The following is a 16,940-nucleotide window of genomic DNA, read 5'->3' as shown; positions in this document are numbered from 1 at the left end:
TGGGTCATGAGTGAAGAGCTATTGAATTCTCTCGCTGAATCCGGCTACTCTTCTTGGTCTATTCCGGGGCCGCGCGACGGAGAGATTGCGTCAATCGTCGAGCAAATCTCAACTGCCGAAGATTTTCAAAGGGTTAATTCGGGCCTGAACCGGACCTCTGCTCGAGTCCTTTCCGCTTTTGCGGCGCGCACTGCATCCCTTAGCGTGCGAAACGCAAGCGTCGGACAGCTAAGGCAGGGGATCATCGCTATACTGGTTGCAGCAGGTGTTGAAGACGATCGCGAACTCCTTATTCCGCTCAGCTTGTTGTTCAGAGCTGCTGAGTTGATAGGAGTAGACGCGCTTGAAGTCGTAGGGGATTTATTGGACTCAGTGTCATCGCGGGGTCTCGCGCTTATTCGTGAGTTTGCAAGTCGGAATCCATCCGATAGGGCAATTTCACTCATGGGATACCGGGAGGGGGAGGATCGTACCGGATTCCGCTTCATAAGCGAATGGTGACTAAGGCCGACCTGGTGGACGATGGCAGTCCTAGCGTCAGTGGTCGGATCGTTGGACCTTGGTCGCTGCGGGCAATGAGGGCGATCGGCGGCATACTGATTTGCCGTCATGACGCGACGCAAGGCGTCGAGGGCAGTGGGTCCGTGCTTGATCGCGGTGACGAGGTAAGGGCGGACGGTCAGCCAGTACCTGTCTGCCGACAACGGGGATGTCGACGGTAAGAGCGTCCTATCTGGGCTGATCCAACAATGTGTTGGTCGTTCTGCTCGCCTGGGCGGTCTCGAGCATTTTAGCGAGCTGGGTCAGTTGTGTTTTTTGGTCGGGGCTGCACGCGCTGACCAGAGCCAGAACGAGGCCCGCCCGTCTGGACTGTAGATGATGGTCTTTGAGGAATCGGCGACGGAAGCGGGCAACGCCGGAGGCACCTGTGCGACGTTGCAGGTCTGTTGGTGGCCGCGTGTGGGTTCGATGAAGTGCTAGGCGTGGCGGTTCGCTGACGGCTTCTCGCTGGGGTCGAGGCGGGCGGCTCTGTTCGTGGCTACGTTTGCGTGACCTGTCTCAGCGTCCATAGCTACACCGTAGGCCGCGGTGTTCGCGCTGCTGAATTTGCGTATTCGGGTGTTGGTAGCGGTGGCGCAACTGCTGCGCGATCCCGGCGGCATCGTCCCAGTGCTTCCATGCTGTCGAGGCTGTCCATTATGCGCGAGCGAGTCGTTCCGAATTTTCCTTATGTCTGATCAGCTTTCATTGACACTGGGGTCAATGGGGAGGTCGATTTTTGCGAGCGGCGGCGGTTTCGAATGAATTATCCTATTTTCGTGAATGATTCGCTGGTTGCAGGCGTGGCGCCACACGGTTCTCATGTCATGCCATTTGACGTCATGTCATGGAGATATTACGTTGCAGGTGGCCGCCGCAGATTCAACCATGGTGGCGTACCTGGGCCACGTTAAAGGGGTTGGCTGGATTGGATGGCTTGAATTAGGCCCGTCTGAATCCCTCGGGTCTGTTAGTCGTCTTCGGACAGTCGAAGTGTGATGGTTGGTTGGCGTATTCCCCGTTCGGCCTCGGTGGTATTTCCGCCGGTCCCATGGCCCGGTATCCGGTAGCGGCAAGCAGATTTAAGCCGGGAAGGCACGGCGTTTTGTGCTTGACCGTGGGCGCCCATGGCGGGTCTCGGCTGGCTTCCGGGGCCTTAGGCCAATCGCAGAGCGACGGAGCACCCCAGCTTCTGCGCCCAAACGATCACCGCAATCGGCCGTGGACGCACGCGAGCGAGCTCCCAACGCCCGATGGAGTCCCGGCTCACGCCGACATGCCAGCCGAGCCCGTCTTGTGTCAGCCCGAGGGCCAAGCGGCGGTTCTTCAACGGAACGGCCAGCCGCCGTAGCTCGAAGTCCTCCCACGGCTCGCCGCGCCAGGGGCGGGCCGGTCCCGTCCGTACGTCGCCGTCAGGGCCGACGATCACTAGGCGGCGGCCGAGGCTGCGGGACCACTGGAACATATGCTCCAAGGTGGGTTCCATAGCCCCGGTCTCCCACTCCGAGATCGCTCTACCGCGGAACGGCAGTCCGACCGCGACCTCATTCTGGGTAAGCCCGGCCTCCTGTCGCGCACAGCGCAGGTCACCGAAGAGCCGCGAGAGGGCGAGCTCCGCCACAGAGTCAACGCGCAGCGTCCTTGAAACTCGAGGTTCGTTAGCGCGAATACGACGGATCTTCGTCGAGCCTTCCGTGCTCAAATCGTCGCCCTACCCGATGTCATGATCTCGGCCCACACTATGCGCGCGGTCTGATCACCGAGTACACCCCAGGCCGACGACACCGCCGCGACCATGGCCAGACCGCGGCCGGCCTCGGCCTCGTTGCCGAGCTTGTCGAGTTCTTCGATGGTGTCGATGGACGCGAGCTCGCAGACGTGGGGCACTATCGGCCCGCCTTCATCGACCACGCGGATCTGCCACCGGTCTTGGCAGTCGACGACCTGCAGCGTGAACTTGCCGCCCGGGCCGCCGCTGCCGCTGTGTTGGATCGCGTTGCCGGCCAATTCCGATGCGACCATCTCGATCAGGTCGGCGCCGTCGCGGCCGCCGGCCACGAGGCGTGTGAACTCTCGTACTTCCGTCAGGTGCTCAGGTAGCCCTTCGAAGTCTCTAGACCAGGACAACACAATTCACCCCACGCTTGCCGCGTCGCCACCGGACGCCAGGTCGTCGATGGCGTCCTCGATGTGCTTGTTGACAACCTCGGCGGCCTTCTCCGGCCCGAACTTCCGTTCGTACATCGCCAGACACAGCAGCGCGGATCGCAAGCCTTCCAAGTGCCCAGACCAGGTCGTGAGTTCAACGGAGCTGTCAGGACCGAGCTCTATCGCGTCGGAGCCCATGACGGCCGCCGTGTACAGCAAGGTGCCGTAGCTATCCGTGTGACCTTCTTCGAGGACTCTCTTGAGAATCCTGTCCTTCGTACTCTTAGCCATGTGCACCCATCCTTGATCGCGAAGCCCGAGACTTGATGTGTTGGTGGCGCCAGAACGTGGGGTCGTGGCCGCGGGCCACGGAAGCGTGCCTTGGCGGCGGCGTTGGGGCCGGCCGGCGTCACCGGTGTTCCGAGACGCGGTGGCGGGTCTGACTGGCGGACTGCGTGCCGGCGCGACCGACAAGGAGAGCCCCCGCCAGCAGCGGCGCGGCGCAGCCGAGCCACACCTTCGACGGCGTACGCGGGTGGCAGACCGTGTCGGGTAGTAGCCGTAGCACCAGAGAGTCAGTGCCAGAAGCGTCGTTTGCATCCGCTCCTCCGTCGTTCTTCGAGCGTTGGGATTCGCGGCTGGTGGTGTGCCGCATCCCGACGTCGACGGTAAGAGCGCTCTACCTCGGTCGATCCAACAAAGTGTTGGGTGGTCTGCTCGCCTATGCGATGTCGAGCATTTGAGCCAGCTGGGCCAGCTGTGGCGCCTGGTCGGGCCTGCACGCGCGGACCAGGTTCAGGACCAGGTCTCGGGCATCTGCGCAGTAGACGATGGTCTCTCGGGACTCTGCGACGGAGGCGAGCAGCGCCGGAAGCACCTGCGCGATGTTGCCGGCTTGCTGGTGGCTGCGCGCCAGGTCGATGAAGTGCTGGGCGCGGCGGTTCGTCGACGGGATCTCGCTGGGGTCGAGGCGCGCGGCTCTGTCAGTGGCCACGTTCGCGTGACCTGTCTCGACGTCCAGGGCCACACCGTAGACCGCGACGTTCGCGGCGCTGAACTGTGTATGAGGGTGCTGGTAGCCCTGTTGCTGCTGAGCGATCATGGCTGCTTCGTCCCAGTGCCGCCACGCATCGGCGGTCTGACAGGCGCGTGCGGAGCCGATGGCGGCGAAGAGCAGCAGCGAGCCACTCAGGGCAGCCTCGCGCGGGCTGCTTGCTCGGGCAATGTGCTGCCTCGCGGAGAGGGCGATCTCCACGGCCTCACTCGGCTCGCCGGCGGCGAGCGAGGTCATGGCGGAGGCCCAGCCGGCAAGTGCCACGAGCTCAGGTTCGTCGGCCTCGGTGGCTGCCAAGAGCGCGCGATCTGTGCATCGTGTCGCGAGTGAGGCTGCGCCTGCACAGAATGCGAATCGTTGCGCCAGTAGGTAGACGTGCGTGAGCAGCTTGTGCATTTCTCGATGCTCAATACCTGTTGCCGAGCGGGCTGCCATGATCGCGTCGGTGAGCAGGTCAGGTAGCACGGCGCCAAGAGCTGCGTATTGCGCTCGCGATACTCGCCATCCGGCCCAGGCGTGGTGAATCCGTTCCTGGAGCGAGTCCACGGTGCATTGCGGGCCGTCGGTGACCGGCGCGAGGAGGGCGAGGCTCAGGGTAAGGCGTACCTGGGGGACTGCGGGATGCTCGGGTACCCCGGTTGTGCGCAGCGGGCGGAGGTCGAATCCGACGAGCATCGAGGCGTCACTCATGCCAAGGGCGCGAGCGATTGCGATCAAGTTGGAGAGCCGCTCGGCGCCGCGTCCCTCGACCTCAAGAAGTCGGAGCCATTCCTCGGATCGCCCGACCAGCTCGGCAAGCGCCTTGCGGCTCACACCACGTCGTCTCCGGTGCCACTCCACACGTTCGCCAGTCGTGAGCGGGTCGGCGCTACGCTTTTCGGACGAAGGCATCGGACACCACCCGGGGCATGATTAACGGAAAGTGGTACCGATGCTACGGTGCGCGACGGCCGTTCCGGAACCCTCGTGCCCTGTTTTTCTGCGGCCGTGCGGTTGGAAGGATGCTGTCTTGCCCATAAAGCCCGTTCTCTACGCGATCGGCTGCGGTGGCTACCCGTCGGAGTCCATGCCGGATCTCGTAAGACATGCGCAGGGTGAAGGATGGGAAGTCTGTGTGGTCGGGACTCGGATGGGAATGCGGTTTCTAGACGCCGACCGGCTGCGGGAGATGACCGGGCACCCCGTCCGCGATGATTATAAGAATCCTAATGAGGCAGACGTACTGCCGGACGCGGATGCCTTCGTGGTCGCACCGGCGACCTTCAACACCGTCAACAAGGTGGCCGGGGGCATCTCCGACACGTTGGCGCTCGGCTTGATCAATGAGGCCATCGGCATGGGGAAGCCGGTCATCTTGGCGCCTTGGCCGAACCAGGAGCTTGTCAAGCATCCGGCTTTTCCTCGCAGCGTCGAGCTGCTTGCCGAATTCGGCGTGCGCTTCGTGCTTGATCGTGCGGCGCTCCCGCTGCCTGCTTCGGGCCGGCCAGGGGCCGCAACCTTCCCTTGGGCCCAAGTGCATGCTGCGCTTGCGGTCGCGAAGGACGAGGTCTTGGCGGGCCGCTGACACTTGGTCTCGACTCGCCTTCGCGGCGTTCCGTTCGGCGTGCGCCGGCAGACCTGAAGCGCCTTCACGCGATCGTGTGAAATCTCAGCGTGCTTCCTGGTAGGGATGTGGGATGCCGCACGTGAGGCGCTGCTGCGGGTATATCTTCGGCAGCTGAGAAGCAAGTACCCCGGCCGGTGCTACGAACACCGCCGGGGCGTGGCACCAGGAGTAAGGCTAGGGCTCCCGAATGCGTATCCATCGTAGCGCGCGCGTACGTTTTTTCACCAATTTGGGCAATGAAGTTCTGAGAGATAGCCGCTTGAGTTTCTGTGCTCGCGGCATCCTCGCTTATCTGCTGTCCCAGCCGGACGGTAAGCGCGACGACATCCGGACGCTCGCGGAGCGGACGCCGGAGGGGCGGGAACGTGTGGCGTCCGCCATGCGCGAGCTGGAGAAGCTCGGGTATCTCGCGAGGACCAAGAAGCGCACACCTGAGGGGCATATCTACACCGACGTAGAGGTCTTCGACAGGCCTGGGGGAGCGTCGTCGCAGCTCGGGCCGAACGTCGGGTTCCCGGACTTCGGTGGGGCGGTTGCCAGCCCAGACGGCGATCACCCCGTGAAGGAACGGGGTGAAGAACCCACCCACCCGGCGTCGGCGCCGGATGACGCGGATCCCGGGCGGGAAGGGGACTGCGACGAGGAGACGAGGGCAAGCGCCGAGCTGCTCGCCCGCGCATTGCGAGCCGAGCCTCGGCTGGCTTTGGGATGGATCGACGTACTCCGGCTCGCGCCCCTGGTGACCGAGTGGCGGCGCCGCGGTGCCTCGGAGCTGCACATCGCCGGTTCACTGACCTCTGGCTTGCCGCGAGGCGGGGTGTACCACCCGGCGCGGTTCATCGAGACGCGCTTGGTCGCGAAGATGCCCCCTGAACGATGCGTAGCCCCAGCACGCATGGAATGTGACGGGTGTGGGGTTCCGGTGCCTTCCGCTGGCCTGTGCCATTCTTGCGGGGAGAACGGGCCTGCTGTGGCTCAGCGCTCACCGGAGAACCAGGTGCTTGCCCGTGGTGTCGCAAAGGCGCGTGCTGCATTGCGAGGCCTGTCGATCGACTGCGTGACGCCTGCGTTGGCGTAGGAGAGCGTCGCCCTACCGAACTTGGTTGCGGGTCAAGCGGCTTCGCGGCTGGCTTCGCCTAGTGTTGTTCCGCTGATCCCGGGCAAGGATCGTGAGTAGGCCTTCAGTCACTGCATTTTGCCGGATCGTCTCACGCTGTACCAAACCATTGGGGCCGCAAGGCAACAGAGCATCCTAACTTCTGCGCCCAGACGATCTGCGCAATCGGTCGCGGAGGAATGCGAGTCAGCTCCCAATATGAGATCGCCGACCCGCTGACGCCTACGAATCGGCCGACCTCCTTTTGGTTCAGCCCCAGAGCCTTGCGGCGACTCTTCAACGGCCCAGCGAGTCGCCGCAGATCGAAAGCGTCTCTTGATTCATTCGGCAGCAACGAGGGAGGTTCGGGCGACAGCACCTCGTAATCCGGGCCGACTATCACTAGGCGTCGATCAAGCCCACCTGACCAGCGCGTCAGGTTCACCAAGGTGGGTCCCAGCCGTAGGTTCTCCCACTCGGAGATCGTTTTTCCACGAACCCCGACTCGGGATGCCAACGCAGCTTGAGAGATCCTGGCCCTTCGACGGACTAGCGTTAGCTCGCCAACGATCTGCACGAGGACGTGGTTCGCCGCTCTATTGACTTTCAGCGTCACCAATAGCCCCATCGGTAATGCCGGATCGCATCCGAGCCCTCCACATGCGGCGCGTAAATCCCACTAGCGTAGAACCATCGTAGAGCACTTAGAACCCATGTCCGTTCTGAGTCCTCATTTGACGCCGTCATGTGGGCAATATCTGTAGCTATCAGACTCACGAGCCCGGACGATTGATAGTGGACGCCAGCACTCCGGGTAGTGCGAAGCCGGCGCGCCGGACGCGTCGGACTCCGTTGGGGACGGCCAGGAGATCCAGCGAGTAGCCGAGTTTCTGCGCCCACACCACGTGCGCGATCGGCCGCGGGGGTACCCGGGCCAGTTCCCAGCGCTGGATCGAGTCCCGGCTGACGCCCACCAGGGCGCCGAGTTCTCCCTGTCCCATCCCCAAGGCCAGGCGGCGGTTGCGCAGCGGTACCGCCAACCGTCGCCGCTCGAAGATCTCGAAGGTCTCGCCGGGGCGCTGGCGCACCGGGCCTATGCGCAGTTCGCCGTCCCGGCCGATGATCACCAGCCGCCGGCCGAGCTCGTGCGACCACTGGATCAAGTGCCCCAGCGTCGGCTCTACGGCCCCGGTCTCCCATTCGGAGATGGCCCGGCCCCGAAATGGCATGCCACAAGCGAGCCCATTCTGGGACAGCCCGGCGGCTAGGCGGGCGGACCGCAGGCCGCCGACGATCCGCGTGAAGGCCCGCTCGGCCGTGTAATCAACGTGCAGCGCCATCAACGCGTCCAACCGTCCGTCGTCATGCCGACCTTTCGTATGGCGCTCAACTCATGGGGGAGGCCAGCGACCGGGTCCGGGGGCCGGGGTATCGTCATGACCTCGTCAAAGGTGATCTCGGCCCACACCGAGCGGCCACGCTTGTCGCCGGCCGCGCCCCAGCAGGCCGAGAGCATGGTGACGATGGTCAGGCCGCGCCCGGCTTCTTCGTCGTCTTGCGCGGTGCGGACCGAGGGGGTGGAGGGCCCGCCCTGGTCATCGACCCACACCCGGCACCGGTCGCTGAACCGGGCCAGCCGCAGGACGAACTTCCCTCCGGGTCCGCCGCTGGCTGTGTGCTTGATGGCGTTGCCGGCCAACTCGTCGGCGACCAGCGTCACGATGTGCGTGGTGTCGCAGTCGCCTAAGACGGCGAGGATGAAGCGGCGGACGTCTGCCAGGCACTCGGGCCGGCCGATGAACTTCCTTGACCAGGTCTCCACGCTCACTCACCGCCCGGACCAGGTTGGCTGGTCCACCGGCAGCGGATGAGGGTCTCGGTGTGCTCGGCAACCTGCGACGCCGCTCGCTGTGGATTGCTGCCGGTTTCGTGCATGATCAGGCAGGCCAACGTGGTCTGCAGGCCCCGGTGATAGCCGTGCCACTCGCTCTGATCGCGGCGCGTCTCCTGGTCGGCCGGGAAGTACTCGCCGGCATCGAAGGTCAGGGTCGCGGCTAGGCCGAGCACCGCAAGGTAGCTGCTGGAATGCCGCACCCGCCAACACCCCGAAACCGCAAACCGCAGGTACAACCCGAACTGACAGTTTGGGTCTCCTGAGGGAGACGCCGGGTGCATAGCCGGGCTCTTGGACGGGATCGCTCACGGCGACACTCCTTTGCATATCAGAGGACTGCTCGACCTGAAGCTAGGACGGCGCGGGTGGTCCGGCGGCTACAAAATGTGTCCATTGATACGCTGGATGCACGGCAGCATTACTTGGCGTGACGGGAACCCCGATGACCAACCGCACCGGTGAGCGGGTCAGGTACTGGCGCATACGACGCGGACTCGACCGGGCAACATTCGCTTCCCGCGTCGATCGGTCGCCGTCCTGGGTCAAGGCCATCGAGAACGGCCAGCGTGAGCTCACCCGCCTGCCGCTGTTGGAGCGCGTCGCACAGGCACTCGGGGTGACCGTCCAAGCTCTCACCGATCCGGTGGAAGCCGAGCGGGCGACCCGCGCCCCGGACGCGGCAGAGATCGCCGCGATCACCGGCGCCTTGGAGCACTACGAGGTGATACTCGGAGCACCAGTCGATGCTCTTGAGCATCCCCGGCCAGCTGACCTCACCAAGAGGGTCAACTTTCTCGACGAAGCCTTCCTGGCCTCGCGGTTCTCCAGTATCGGCCGGGACCTGCCCAAGCTGCTGATCGAGGCGCAACGTGCGGCGAAGGAACAGCCAGGCGCCGAGTCCATCCGGGTACTCGTCAAGGTGTACCGGATCGCGAGCTCGACCTTGCTGAAACTCGGGGCGGATCAGACCGCGTGGCTGGCCGCGGACCGGGCGATGATCGCCGCCCAGGCCACGGACGACCTGTACACCCTTGCCCGCGCTACTCGCTCGGTGTCGCGCGCGATGACCAACCTCGGGCGGACCGAGGCCGCGTTGGACGCTCTGTTGGCTATGGCTGCGCGGATGCAGCCAGAGGTGGCCACGTCGACTCTCGAAGTTGCGGCGATGTACGGCATGGTGTTGCTTGCGGCAGAGATCGCAGCAGCGAAGTACGGCGACGTGCACACGGCGTTGGCGATGCACGATGAAGCGAGCGAAGTCGCGCGGCGGCGCTTCGCGCCCGGCGCGAGCGACAAGGAGACAGCGTTCGGGCCGACCAATGTCGACCTGCACTGGGTGTCGGCCCTGGTCCGTCTCGGTCGTCCAGGCGAGGCGGTGCAGCACGCAGACGGTATCGACCGCGCCGCTTTGGCGCTGTTGCCTCGCGAGCGACGCGGGACGTTCAGCATCGATCTCGCGTTGGCCCACCACCAACTCGGCCGATACGCCGAGGCCGAGGCTGTGCTCTTGGCCGCCGAGCGGATCGCACCAGAGGAGGCGAGGTGTCGCCCCGGGAGCAAGACACTGATCGCTAGTCTGGTCAACGCCCCGAGCCGCAGCCCGAGTGCCGAACTGCGTGCTCTCGCCCGTCGTGCTGGAGTACAAGCGTGACCCGAGTCCTCTATGTGATTCCGTGCGCGGCAGGTCCCGCGCCGATGGTCGACAGGCTGGTGACGCTGGCGCAAGCCGGCGGGTGGGATGTGTGGCTGGCTCCGACCCCGAGCGCGATGGACTTCCTCGACGTGCCCAATTTGGAGGCGCTGACAGGCCACCCGATTCGAGCCCGATACCGGCAACCGGGAGAGCCCGGGAAGCTGCCGATGGCTGACGCGGTGATCGTGGCGCCTGCGACCTACAACACGATCAACAAGTGGGCGGCGGGCATCGCCGATACGCACGCCCTGGGGTTGCTGGCGGAGTTGACGCCATCCGGCATCCCGATCGCCGTGCTGCCCTTCGTCAACGCCTCCCTCGCCGCGAACCGGGTGTTCGAGCGATCGGTGGAGTCCCTGAGGGAGGAGGGTGTCACGGTGCTCGTCGGCGACGGTGGGTTCGTGCCACATCCGGCAGGGACCGGTGGTGGTCGGCTGGAGACGTTCCCTTGGGAGCTGGCGTTGAATGCTGTTGGGGACACACCATCGTAAGTAAGTGGCGTAGGCCTGCGATCATGGGTGTCGCTTCTTGGGAACGTGTGGTGTCCGCGCTGCGCAGGGGCTGGAGCAGCTCGGTTACCCCACAAGGGCAAAGATGCACACGCCTGAGGGCCGCATTTACACCGAGGTAGAGGTCTTTGACAGGTCTGCAGGAGCGTCGTCGCAGCTCTGGCCGACCATCGTGTTCCCGGCCTCTGGTGGGGCGGCTGCCAGCTCAGACGGCGATTGTCGCCGCCTTGATCACGGTCCTGCTGCGGTGCAGGACCGCAGCGTGGTGTCTACGTTGCCACGAGCCCCAAGGCTCACGGTCCTGGCCGCGGTCCCTGTGGCTGGTCCTGAGGTGGTCGGGGCGGGGGCGAAGATCGGATTTCCGACGTGCGATTTGGAGGTTCGACCTGACGGATTTTGGTCGTAGGCCGCGGAGCTGCCTGCCCCGTGCGGCCGAGGCGCTGTTTGGCGCGACCGCGAGCGCTGGGCGTCCTCGGAACGCGCTTGCCGGAGCTGGGCTCGGAGATCTCGAGATGCCCTCTTTCGATGAGGATGGTGGCGAGGTCCTGGTGATAGATGAGCTGATCCGCGTCGGCTGCCGGCTCGCGCGTGCTGCCGAGCCAGTCTCGGCCGAGTCTTTCGGCGAGGTCGGCGGCGACGCGGTGCTGCTCCTCGATGTCCAGGGTCCGGAAGCGGTCGGCGGCCAGGCGGCCCAAGCTCGGGTCAGGGTTCGGGCCGGCTCCGCGCAGGGCCAGGACAGACTCGGCGGCGACCCAGTAGGCCCGATGGCCGACTCGTCCGCTTTCCGGATACGGACCGAGCGGGTGGTCGGGGTCGTCGTCAGTGACCCGGTACTGGTCGCGGTAGGCGGCTACCGTCGAGAGGTGGCTCAGCCAGGCTTCGCGCCCGGCCGGGTCGGCGGGCTCTGTGGCGAAGCGTTCGGTCCACGCGGGCCGTTCGGATGCGGCAGTCTGCGCCAGCTGCTCGACGCGCTGGCCTATCAGCTCGGCTCGTGCGTCGAGGTACGACCGCCAGTGCGGGGCGGTAATCGGTCGTGCTGTGCGGAGCCAGGTGGGCAGGAACGCGCCATCGATGTCGTGTGCAGCCGATTGCAGCTGTTCGGCCAAGGTGATGGGCGTGGCACCGCCGGGGCGTGTTCGGACGTGGTCAAGGGCGTCGGCCAAGGCAGCTTTGGGCTCGGTGCCGACCAGTTCGAGCTGGGCTAGGGCACGCGTGATCCGGTGCCATATCGCGCGTGAGTCGTTGGCGGCGCCGGTTGCCCGCGCGTCAAGGAGGCGGTGGACGGCCAGGGCGAGGGGTTGGCAGACCGGAGCTCCGGATCCGAGGGTTCTGCGGTCGATCACGCTTTCCAGGACCTCGGTGGGGTCTAGCCCAAGAGTGTCGACTCGCCGCAGGGCAAGAAGCAGCGCCGCCCACGTGCCCTCCCTGCGAGCAGAGTTCGCACGGGCTGTTCCGAGGGTCTCGTACACAGCTCGTTCGTATGAATGCGCGTTGTTTTCGTCGGTGCGCATGCGGGCTGTCGGGACAGTTGGCAGCGGAGTCAGAGCGGCGTCGGCTGCCAGGTCGGGATCGAGATCGGCCAGGATGGAGCGGTAGCGGATCTCGGCGTCGCCGGGCAGCGGCGTCGGCTCCGCATCGATGACTCGGCGCAGACGCCAGGAGATGACCTGAGCCATCGAGTCTGCAGTGGCCAACTCGCGGCCGCGAGTTGTGCAGCGGAGCAGCTCCGGGACGTCCCACCCGGCAGCGTCGGCGTCGCGGAGAGCCCGGAGGACTGCGTGCCATGCGGAATCGCCGATGATCTCCGAGGCCAGGTCCGGTAGCACCGCTTCGACTGTCTGCCGGTAGTGGGAGTCGGTGGCGACGTCGAGCGCGTGGTCGTACCGAGGTACGAGGCTGCACAGCGATCCGGCTTCGTCGAACGAGGCTCGGATCTGCTCGGTCGCCGATAGCTCGGTGGTCTCGCGGGCCACTACGTGCTCGAGGATTTCGCGGGCAGCGTAGGCGTCCGCGTCGAACTTCACGGCGTCCACGTGCTCGTCTTCATCCAGGCTTGCGAGCTCGTGGGTGGCGACGTAGAGGGTGGTGCCGTGGCGGGCCCGGGAGGCGATGACGTAGAAGTTCTCCCGTCCCATCTCCTCGGTGATCAGGGAGTGGCAGGCGTCTACTGTCGAGCCCTGGGCGCGGTGGGCGGTGGTGGCGTAGAGCAGTTCGACGTTGGCCGCGACGTACTTGGGCGGGAGCAGCACACGTCCGCGGTGTTCGAGGTGCTGGACGGTGAGGGCGCCGTTCGGATGGCGTTCGAGTACTTCCCAGGCGTCGCCGTTCTTTACGAAGTCGCGGGTTCCGGAGCGGAGTCGGCGGTCGTTGTCACGGGTGATGATCAGGTCGCGCGCTCCCGCGAGGTTGCCGTCGTGCAGTCGAACGCCGTCGGCTTCGACCTGGCCCGCGGTGACCCGGTCGGCGCGTGCCCGGGCGCACAGCTCGGTGACATCCGCGTTGGTGGCTGCGACCATGAGGGCCTTGCGTCCGGAGAGCATGTCTGTCTTCCAGCCGGCGTAGGCCTGCTCGGTCATGTTCTGTCGCGACCCGTGTTGGATCCGGTCGGCGTCTTGGTAGAAGTCGAGTCCGGCGGTGTCGCCGACGCGGATCTTGAGCGTTGCCTCGGCCTCGGCCGGGTTCGAGAAGCGGTAGAGAGTTGAGAGCTCCACGGCCCCGGACTCGTTGGCGATGAGCCGGAGGGCTCCGCCGGATTCGACGGCGCCGAGCTGTCGGTAGTCGCCCAGCAGACGTACGACTGCACCGCGCTCGGCTGCGATGGCCACGAGTCGATCGAGGTTCAAGGTGCCGGCCATGCCGGCCTCGTCGACCAGGACGACGTCGCCCGGATTCAGGGCGAAGAACTCCATCTCCGGCGGCACCGTCCGTCCGCTGGCTAAGGACTTGGCGTGGTCTCCTTTCGTCCACTCCCAGAGGAACTTGTGCAGGTTCTCGGCTCCGGTCCCCAGCTCGGCGGCCAGTACTCCGGCCGCTGACGCGGAGGTCGCCAGCGGCACGAGGCGCGCTGTTCCTGCGGTGCTGATCGCGGTGGTCAGGGCCTTCATGGCGGTGGTCTTGCCGGCTCCGGCCGGGCCGATTCCAGCCAGCAGGAGGCGTCCATCGCACGCGAACGCCTTCACCAGCGCCCGCTGTCCAGGGTCGAGGTTGCTGCCCGTTCGCTGTTCTTGATCGGCCAGCATGCAGTCGATGCTCTGCCCGTCCACCCCGACCGAGGTCTGGTAGCCGGCGGCGTCGACCAGCCTGGCCTCGGCGTCCAGAACCGCTTGGCTGGTGAACCGTTCGGCGCCGTGTTGGGTGAACACCGACGATCCGTCTGAGCGGCGTAGCTCTGCTGGCTCGGCCACCAGAGCCGGCGGTTCGGTGGAGATCGACCACGAGGACAGCGCCGCGTTGACGACCGCCGAGACGGCCTTCTCCTGTTCGGCCGGCGTCGTGAAACGCGTTCCGCGCAGCTCTCGGTGCGCTTGAGCGAGAACGCTCCAACGGGTCCACGTCGCGTGGTGCTCCTGGACCTGGGCCACTACTCGGGCGGCGACACCGGGCACATCCAGCTTGGCGCTCGTGATCGGGCGCGGGTTGCGTCTTCCGCGCGTGGGGACGACGGCGCTTACCCCCGAGAGTGCATCTGGCCCGAAGGTCGTGATCAGGTCGTCGCGCCACTCGTCCCGCATCAAGGCCCACGCTCGTGGCGGCTTCTTGTCCTTGCGGGTCGCCAACGTGGCCTGTTGGGCGAGTTCGTGCGCCGCCGGCAGTGAAGGATCACGTCCGTGTGTCGCCCGGAACTCGGCCACCAGACGCTGGTACTCGACCTCGATATCGGATCGACGGCGGGTGAAGTGGGACAGCACTCTCGACGGGAATCCCCTGATCTCCCGCACCGGTTCGCGCTTGCCCAAGGTGTCCGATCGGGCCTCGAATTCGAGCCCGAGGCGCGCGTGGAGCTCGTTCTCGAGCACGCTGTTGTAGAGCTCGGAGGCTGCCACCGTCATGCGGTGTATGCCGCGGGCGTCGAGTGCCTGCCACTTCCCGTTGGCCCCTAGGACCTTGCTGGAGACGGCCACGTGGGAGTGCAAGTTCGGTTCTCCCAGCCGGTTGTCCGCATGGTCGAAAACGGCGGCGATCAGCCCGTGCGTCTCGATCTGCGCCTGCCCTGACGAGCCGGTGCGGGTGTGCGCGGCGTGCTCTTCGAGGAGCTTCAGGGCAGCGTCTCGGGCCGCGTAGTGAGCCTGTTCGATCGCTTGGCGGACCCACGGGCGGGGATCGAGACCCCAGAGCCTGGAGACGGAAGACACAGGCGTGAACACGAGGTCGAACCCCGCGACGGCGCGCCGCTGGCGCCGCGCTTCCTCCCGCTGGACCTTCTTCTCCTCCGCAGCTGTGGGTGCGCGGCCGACCTCGTCCTGGATCGCGGCCAACCTGGCGGATACCCGCTCATCGAAGGGGCCGAGGTCCTGGTACTGAGGGAAGGGACGCCCGAGGCTGGCGGCCTTCTGCGCCTGCTGGCTGACCTTCGTCAGCTGTCGTTCCGACATGTCGGCCGTGACGTGCTCGCGCTGATAGGCAGCCGTGATGGCGGTGGCGTTCGGGTGCAGGCCCTGCCCGAACAGCGCCGTCATCTGCTCCTCGGAGACGTCGCCGGACAGACCGAGACCCTGCAGACCGGACCCCATCCATGTCCCCGGCGGGTTGCCGGTAGCGGTGTAGTACTCCGTCGCCGATTTGCCTCGCACGGGATTGCTGTCTCCAGCGGCTACCTGCCTGGTCAGGTAGGTATAGCCGTCTCCAGCGGTGATCTTGTGGATGGTCATCATGACCGGATCACCGCCTTTGCGCGTCGTCGCTCCCGCGTAGCGGGCCCATAGTCAGATTGTCTGCAAAAGGTGTGTTAGTGAAAATATAGCTCAATCTGTTCACGTGGGCTAACGCTAGGGCGCCGGAGCGCACAGTGGTGCAGCAAGGCTGAGGCCGCTATGCGCTGAAGCGATCAGAGATCGGTCAGCGGCAGGTCGAGATGGTCGTGGAGGGCCTGCCGGCCGATCGAGGTCACCGTGAGCGCTCGGGTCGTGCCGACCCGTTTGACCCAGCCCGAGGCCAACGCGTGGGCACACAGGGCGGACCCGACCGCCCCGGCCAGGTGGGGGCGGCGCTCGGTCCAGTCCAGACAGGCGCGCACCAGCGGTCGACGCGACGAGCTCGGTAGGGGGACGCCGACGTCGGCGAGCCAGGCCGCGCCCGCGTCGGTCAGTCCCGGCTCGGGGCCCCAGTCGAGCAGCCCGCGTTCCACCATCGCGTCGGTGATAGCCAAAGCGACCGTTCCGGCGAGGTGGTCATAGCACAACCGGGCATGGAGCAGCGCCTGGTTACCGGTGGCGGCGGTCAGTGAACGCGGTCGGACCGGCCGCCGCGGGGCCAACTCGGCGAGGCTCTCGATCAGCTCCATAACCGTGCGGTCGGTGATCCGCAGGTAGCGATGGCGTCCGTGCCGCTCCTCGACGAGGAGTCCGCCACCCACGAGGAGGTTCAGATGGGAGGTCGCGGTCGATGCCGAGACCCCGGCGTAGCGGGCCAGTTCGGTCGCGGTCCAAGCGCGGCCGTCGAGCAGGGCCAGACAGAAGGCGGCCCGTGTCCCGTCGGCCAGCAGCCGCGCCACGGCCGCCAGGTCTACGCCCACGTCCCGGGCTTCGTGCTGTCTGTCCATGTCTCATTGTCGCCGACGTTTCTTCGACGCCCATCGAAGTGTTCCGGCCGTAGCGTTCCAGTGCACAGCGTGGTTGAGGCCGCGCCGCCCACTCACATGCTGGAGGAAACTATGGTGGAGCTGATCGTCACGGACGCTCCCACACCTGCGCAGACCGCGACGATCTCCGATGCCCTGGACCACTTCAACCTCGAGGCCACCGGCATCGACGACCGCAATCCGCTGGCCGTCCTGGTCTACGACCCCGGTACGAGCCAGGTGATCGGCGGACTGGCCGGACGTACCTCGCTCGGTCTCTTCTTCATCGACCTTTTCTTCCTGCCGCCCGAGCTACGTGGCGAAGGCCTGGGGACAGAGATCCTCCGGCGGGCCGAGGACGAGGCCCGCGCTCGCGGCTGCCGCACCGCCGTCCTTTACACGATCAGCTTCCAGGCTCCGGATTTCTACCGGAAACAGGGCTGGACGTCATTCGGCGAAGTCCCCTGCGATCCACCAGGTACGAGCCGCGTTTTCCTGACTAAGGAACTCGCCTAGTGGTACGGCGAGCCTACAGCGACTTGCCGCGTGGGGAAGCTGGGCTGGGTCGCGGGCGCGATCTCCACGGCCGAATCCACGACGGAGAGCAGCAGCATGCCGGTGGTC

Annotated in this window: 16 protein-coding genes; 6 read left to right on the top strand and 10 right to left on the bottom strand. The window is 65.9% G+C overall.

Annotated features, from left to right (window positions below):
- Positions 1–6: 6 nt before the first annotated feature.
- Entirely contained in the window at positions 7–501 is a 495-nt protein-coding gene (locus ABIA35_RS40195) for a hypothetical protein (RefSeq protein WP_370346045.1), read from the top strand.
- Between the two features lie 1,195 nt (positions 502–1,696).
- Here ABIA35_RS40195 and ABIA35_RS40190 read toward each other — a convergent pair.
- From ABIA35_RS40190 to ABIA35_RS40175, 4 genes are all read right to left on the bottom strand, one after another.
- A complete protein-coding gene (locus ABIA35_RS40190) occupies positions 1,697–2,161 on the bottom strand; it encodes a helix-turn-helix transcriptional regulator (protein ID WP_370347867.1) in 465 nt (154 codons plus the stop codon).
- 77 nt (positions 2,162–2,238) lie between these two features.
- Positions 2,239–2,670 (bottom strand): ATP-binding protein, encoded by a 432-nt coding sequence (locus ABIA35_RS40185; protein ID WP_370347865.1) that lies wholly within the window; start codon positions 2,668–2,670, stop codon positions 2,239–2,241.
- A gap of 3 nt (positions 2,671–2,673) precedes the next feature.
- Positions 2,674–2,979, bottom strand: coding sequence for a hypothetical protein (locus tag ABIA35_RS40180; protein ID WP_370347863.1), 306 nt, complete (start codon positions 2,977–2,979; stop codon positions 2,674–2,676).
- A gap of 430 nt (positions 2,980–3,409) precedes the next feature.
- Positions 3,410–4,555: a hypothetical protein gene (locus ABIA35_RS40175; protein ID WP_370347861.1), complete on the bottom strand. Its 1,146-nt coding sequence runs from the start codon at positions 4,553–4,555 to the stop codon at positions 3,410–3,412.
- Positions 4,556–4,751: 196 nt separating this feature from the next.
- Between ABIA35_RS40175 and ABIA35_RS40170 the strand changes: the two genes are divergently transcribed.
- Together ABIA35_RS40170 and ABIA35_RS40165 are read left to right on the top strand one after the other, a co-directional pair.
- Positions 4,752–5,306, top strand: coding sequence for a flavoprotein (locus ABIA35_RS40170; protein ID WP_370347859.1), 555 nt, complete (start codon positions 4,752–4,754; stop codon positions 5,304–5,306).
- A gap of 229 nt (positions 5,307–5,535) precedes the next feature.
- On the top strand, positions 5,536–6,426 hold the full coding sequence (locus tag ABIA35_RS40165; RefSeq protein ID WP_370361419.1) for a helix-turn-helix domain-containing protein: 891 nt from the start codon (positions 5,536–5,538) through the stop codon (positions 6,424–6,426).
- A gap of 130 nt (positions 6,427–6,556) precedes the next feature.
- Here ABIA35_RS40165 and ABIA35_RS40160 read toward each other — a convergent pair whose 3' ends face one another.
- The 4 genes from ABIA35_RS40160 to ABIA35_RS40145 all read right to left on the bottom strand — a co-directional run bounded on the left by ABIA35_RS40160 (position 6,557) and on the right by ABIA35_RS40145 (position 8,538).
- On the bottom strand, positions 6,557–7,072 hold the full coding sequence (locus tag ABIA35_RS40160; RefSeq protein WP_370347855.1) for a helix-turn-helix domain-containing protein: 516 nt from the start codon (positions 7,070–7,072) through the stop codon (positions 6,557–6,559).
- 145 nt (positions 7,073–7,217) lie between these two features.
- A complete protein-coding gene (locus tag ABIA35_RS40155; protein WP_370347853.1) occupies positions 7,218–7,784 on the bottom strand; it encodes a helix-turn-helix domain-containing protein in 567 nt (188 codons plus the stop codon).
- Complete coding sequence (locus ABIA35_RS40150; RefSeq protein ID WP_370361418.1) at positions 7,784–8,266, bottom strand: ATP-binding protein; 483 nt, start codon at positions 8,264–8,266, stop codon at positions 7,784–7,786. Before ABIA35_RS40150 ends, ABIA35_RS40155 begins: the two co-directional genes overlap by 1 nt.
- A gap of 2 nt (positions 8,267–8,268) precedes the next feature.
- Positions 8,269–8,538, bottom strand: coding sequence for a hypothetical protein (locus ABIA35_RS40145; RefSeq protein ID WP_370347848.1), 270 nt, complete (start codon positions 8,536–8,538; stop codon positions 8,269–8,271).
- A 242-nt stretch (positions 8,539–8,780) separates the two neighbouring features.
- Here ABIA35_RS40145 and ABIA35_RS40140 point away from each other — a divergent pair, with 242 nt between their 5' ends.
- Positions 8,781–9,989 (top strand): helix-turn-helix domain-containing protein, encoded by a 1,209-nt coding sequence (locus ABIA35_RS40140; RefSeq protein ID WP_370361417.1) that lies wholly within the window; start codon positions 8,781–8,783, stop codon positions 9,987–9,989.
- Positions 9,986–10,522 carry a flavoprotein gene (locus ABIA35_RS40135; RefSeq protein ID WP_370361416.1) on the top strand — a complete coding sequence of 179 codons (537 nt, stop codon included), beginning with the start codon at positions 9,986–9,988 and terminating at the stop codon, positions 10,520–10,522. The genes ABIA35_RS40140 and ABIA35_RS40135 overlap by 4 nt, the downstream gene beginning before the upstream one ends.
- Positions 10,523–10,833: 311 nt before the next feature.
- On the opposite strand, the gene mobF is transcribed toward ABIA35_RS40135, so the two are convergent.
- Positions 10,834–15,411, bottom strand: a complete 4,578-nt coding sequence (gene mobF, locus ABIA35_RS40130) for a MobF family relaxase (RefSeq protein WP_370361415.1) — start codon at positions 15,409–15,411, stop codon at positions 10,834–10,836.
- A gap of 173 nt (positions 15,412–15,584) precedes the next feature.
- Entirely contained in the window at positions 15,585–16,298 is a 714-nt protein-coding gene (locus ABIA35_RS40125) for an ArsR/SmtB family transcription factor (RefSeq protein WP_370361414.1), read from the bottom strand.
- Between the two features lie 111 nt (positions 16,299–16,409).
- On the opposite strand from ABIA35_RS40125, the gene ABIA35_RS40120 reads away from it, so the two are divergent.
- Positions 16,410–16,832, top strand: coding sequence for a GNAT family N-acetyltransferase (locus ABIA35_RS40120; RefSeq protein WP_370361413.1), 423 nt, complete (start codon positions 16,410–16,412; stop codon positions 16,830–16,832).
- Positions 16,833–16,940: the final 108 nt, after the last annotated feature.

This window comes from Catenulispora sp. MAP12-49 (genome assembly GCF_041262705.1).
Classification (GTDB): domain Bacteria; phylum Actinomycetota; class Actinomycetes; order Streptomycetales; family Catenulisporaceae; genus Catenulispora.
The sequence above is the reverse complement of the archived record's forward strand: the minus strand, read 5'-3'. Positions and strand labels throughout refer to the sequence as shown.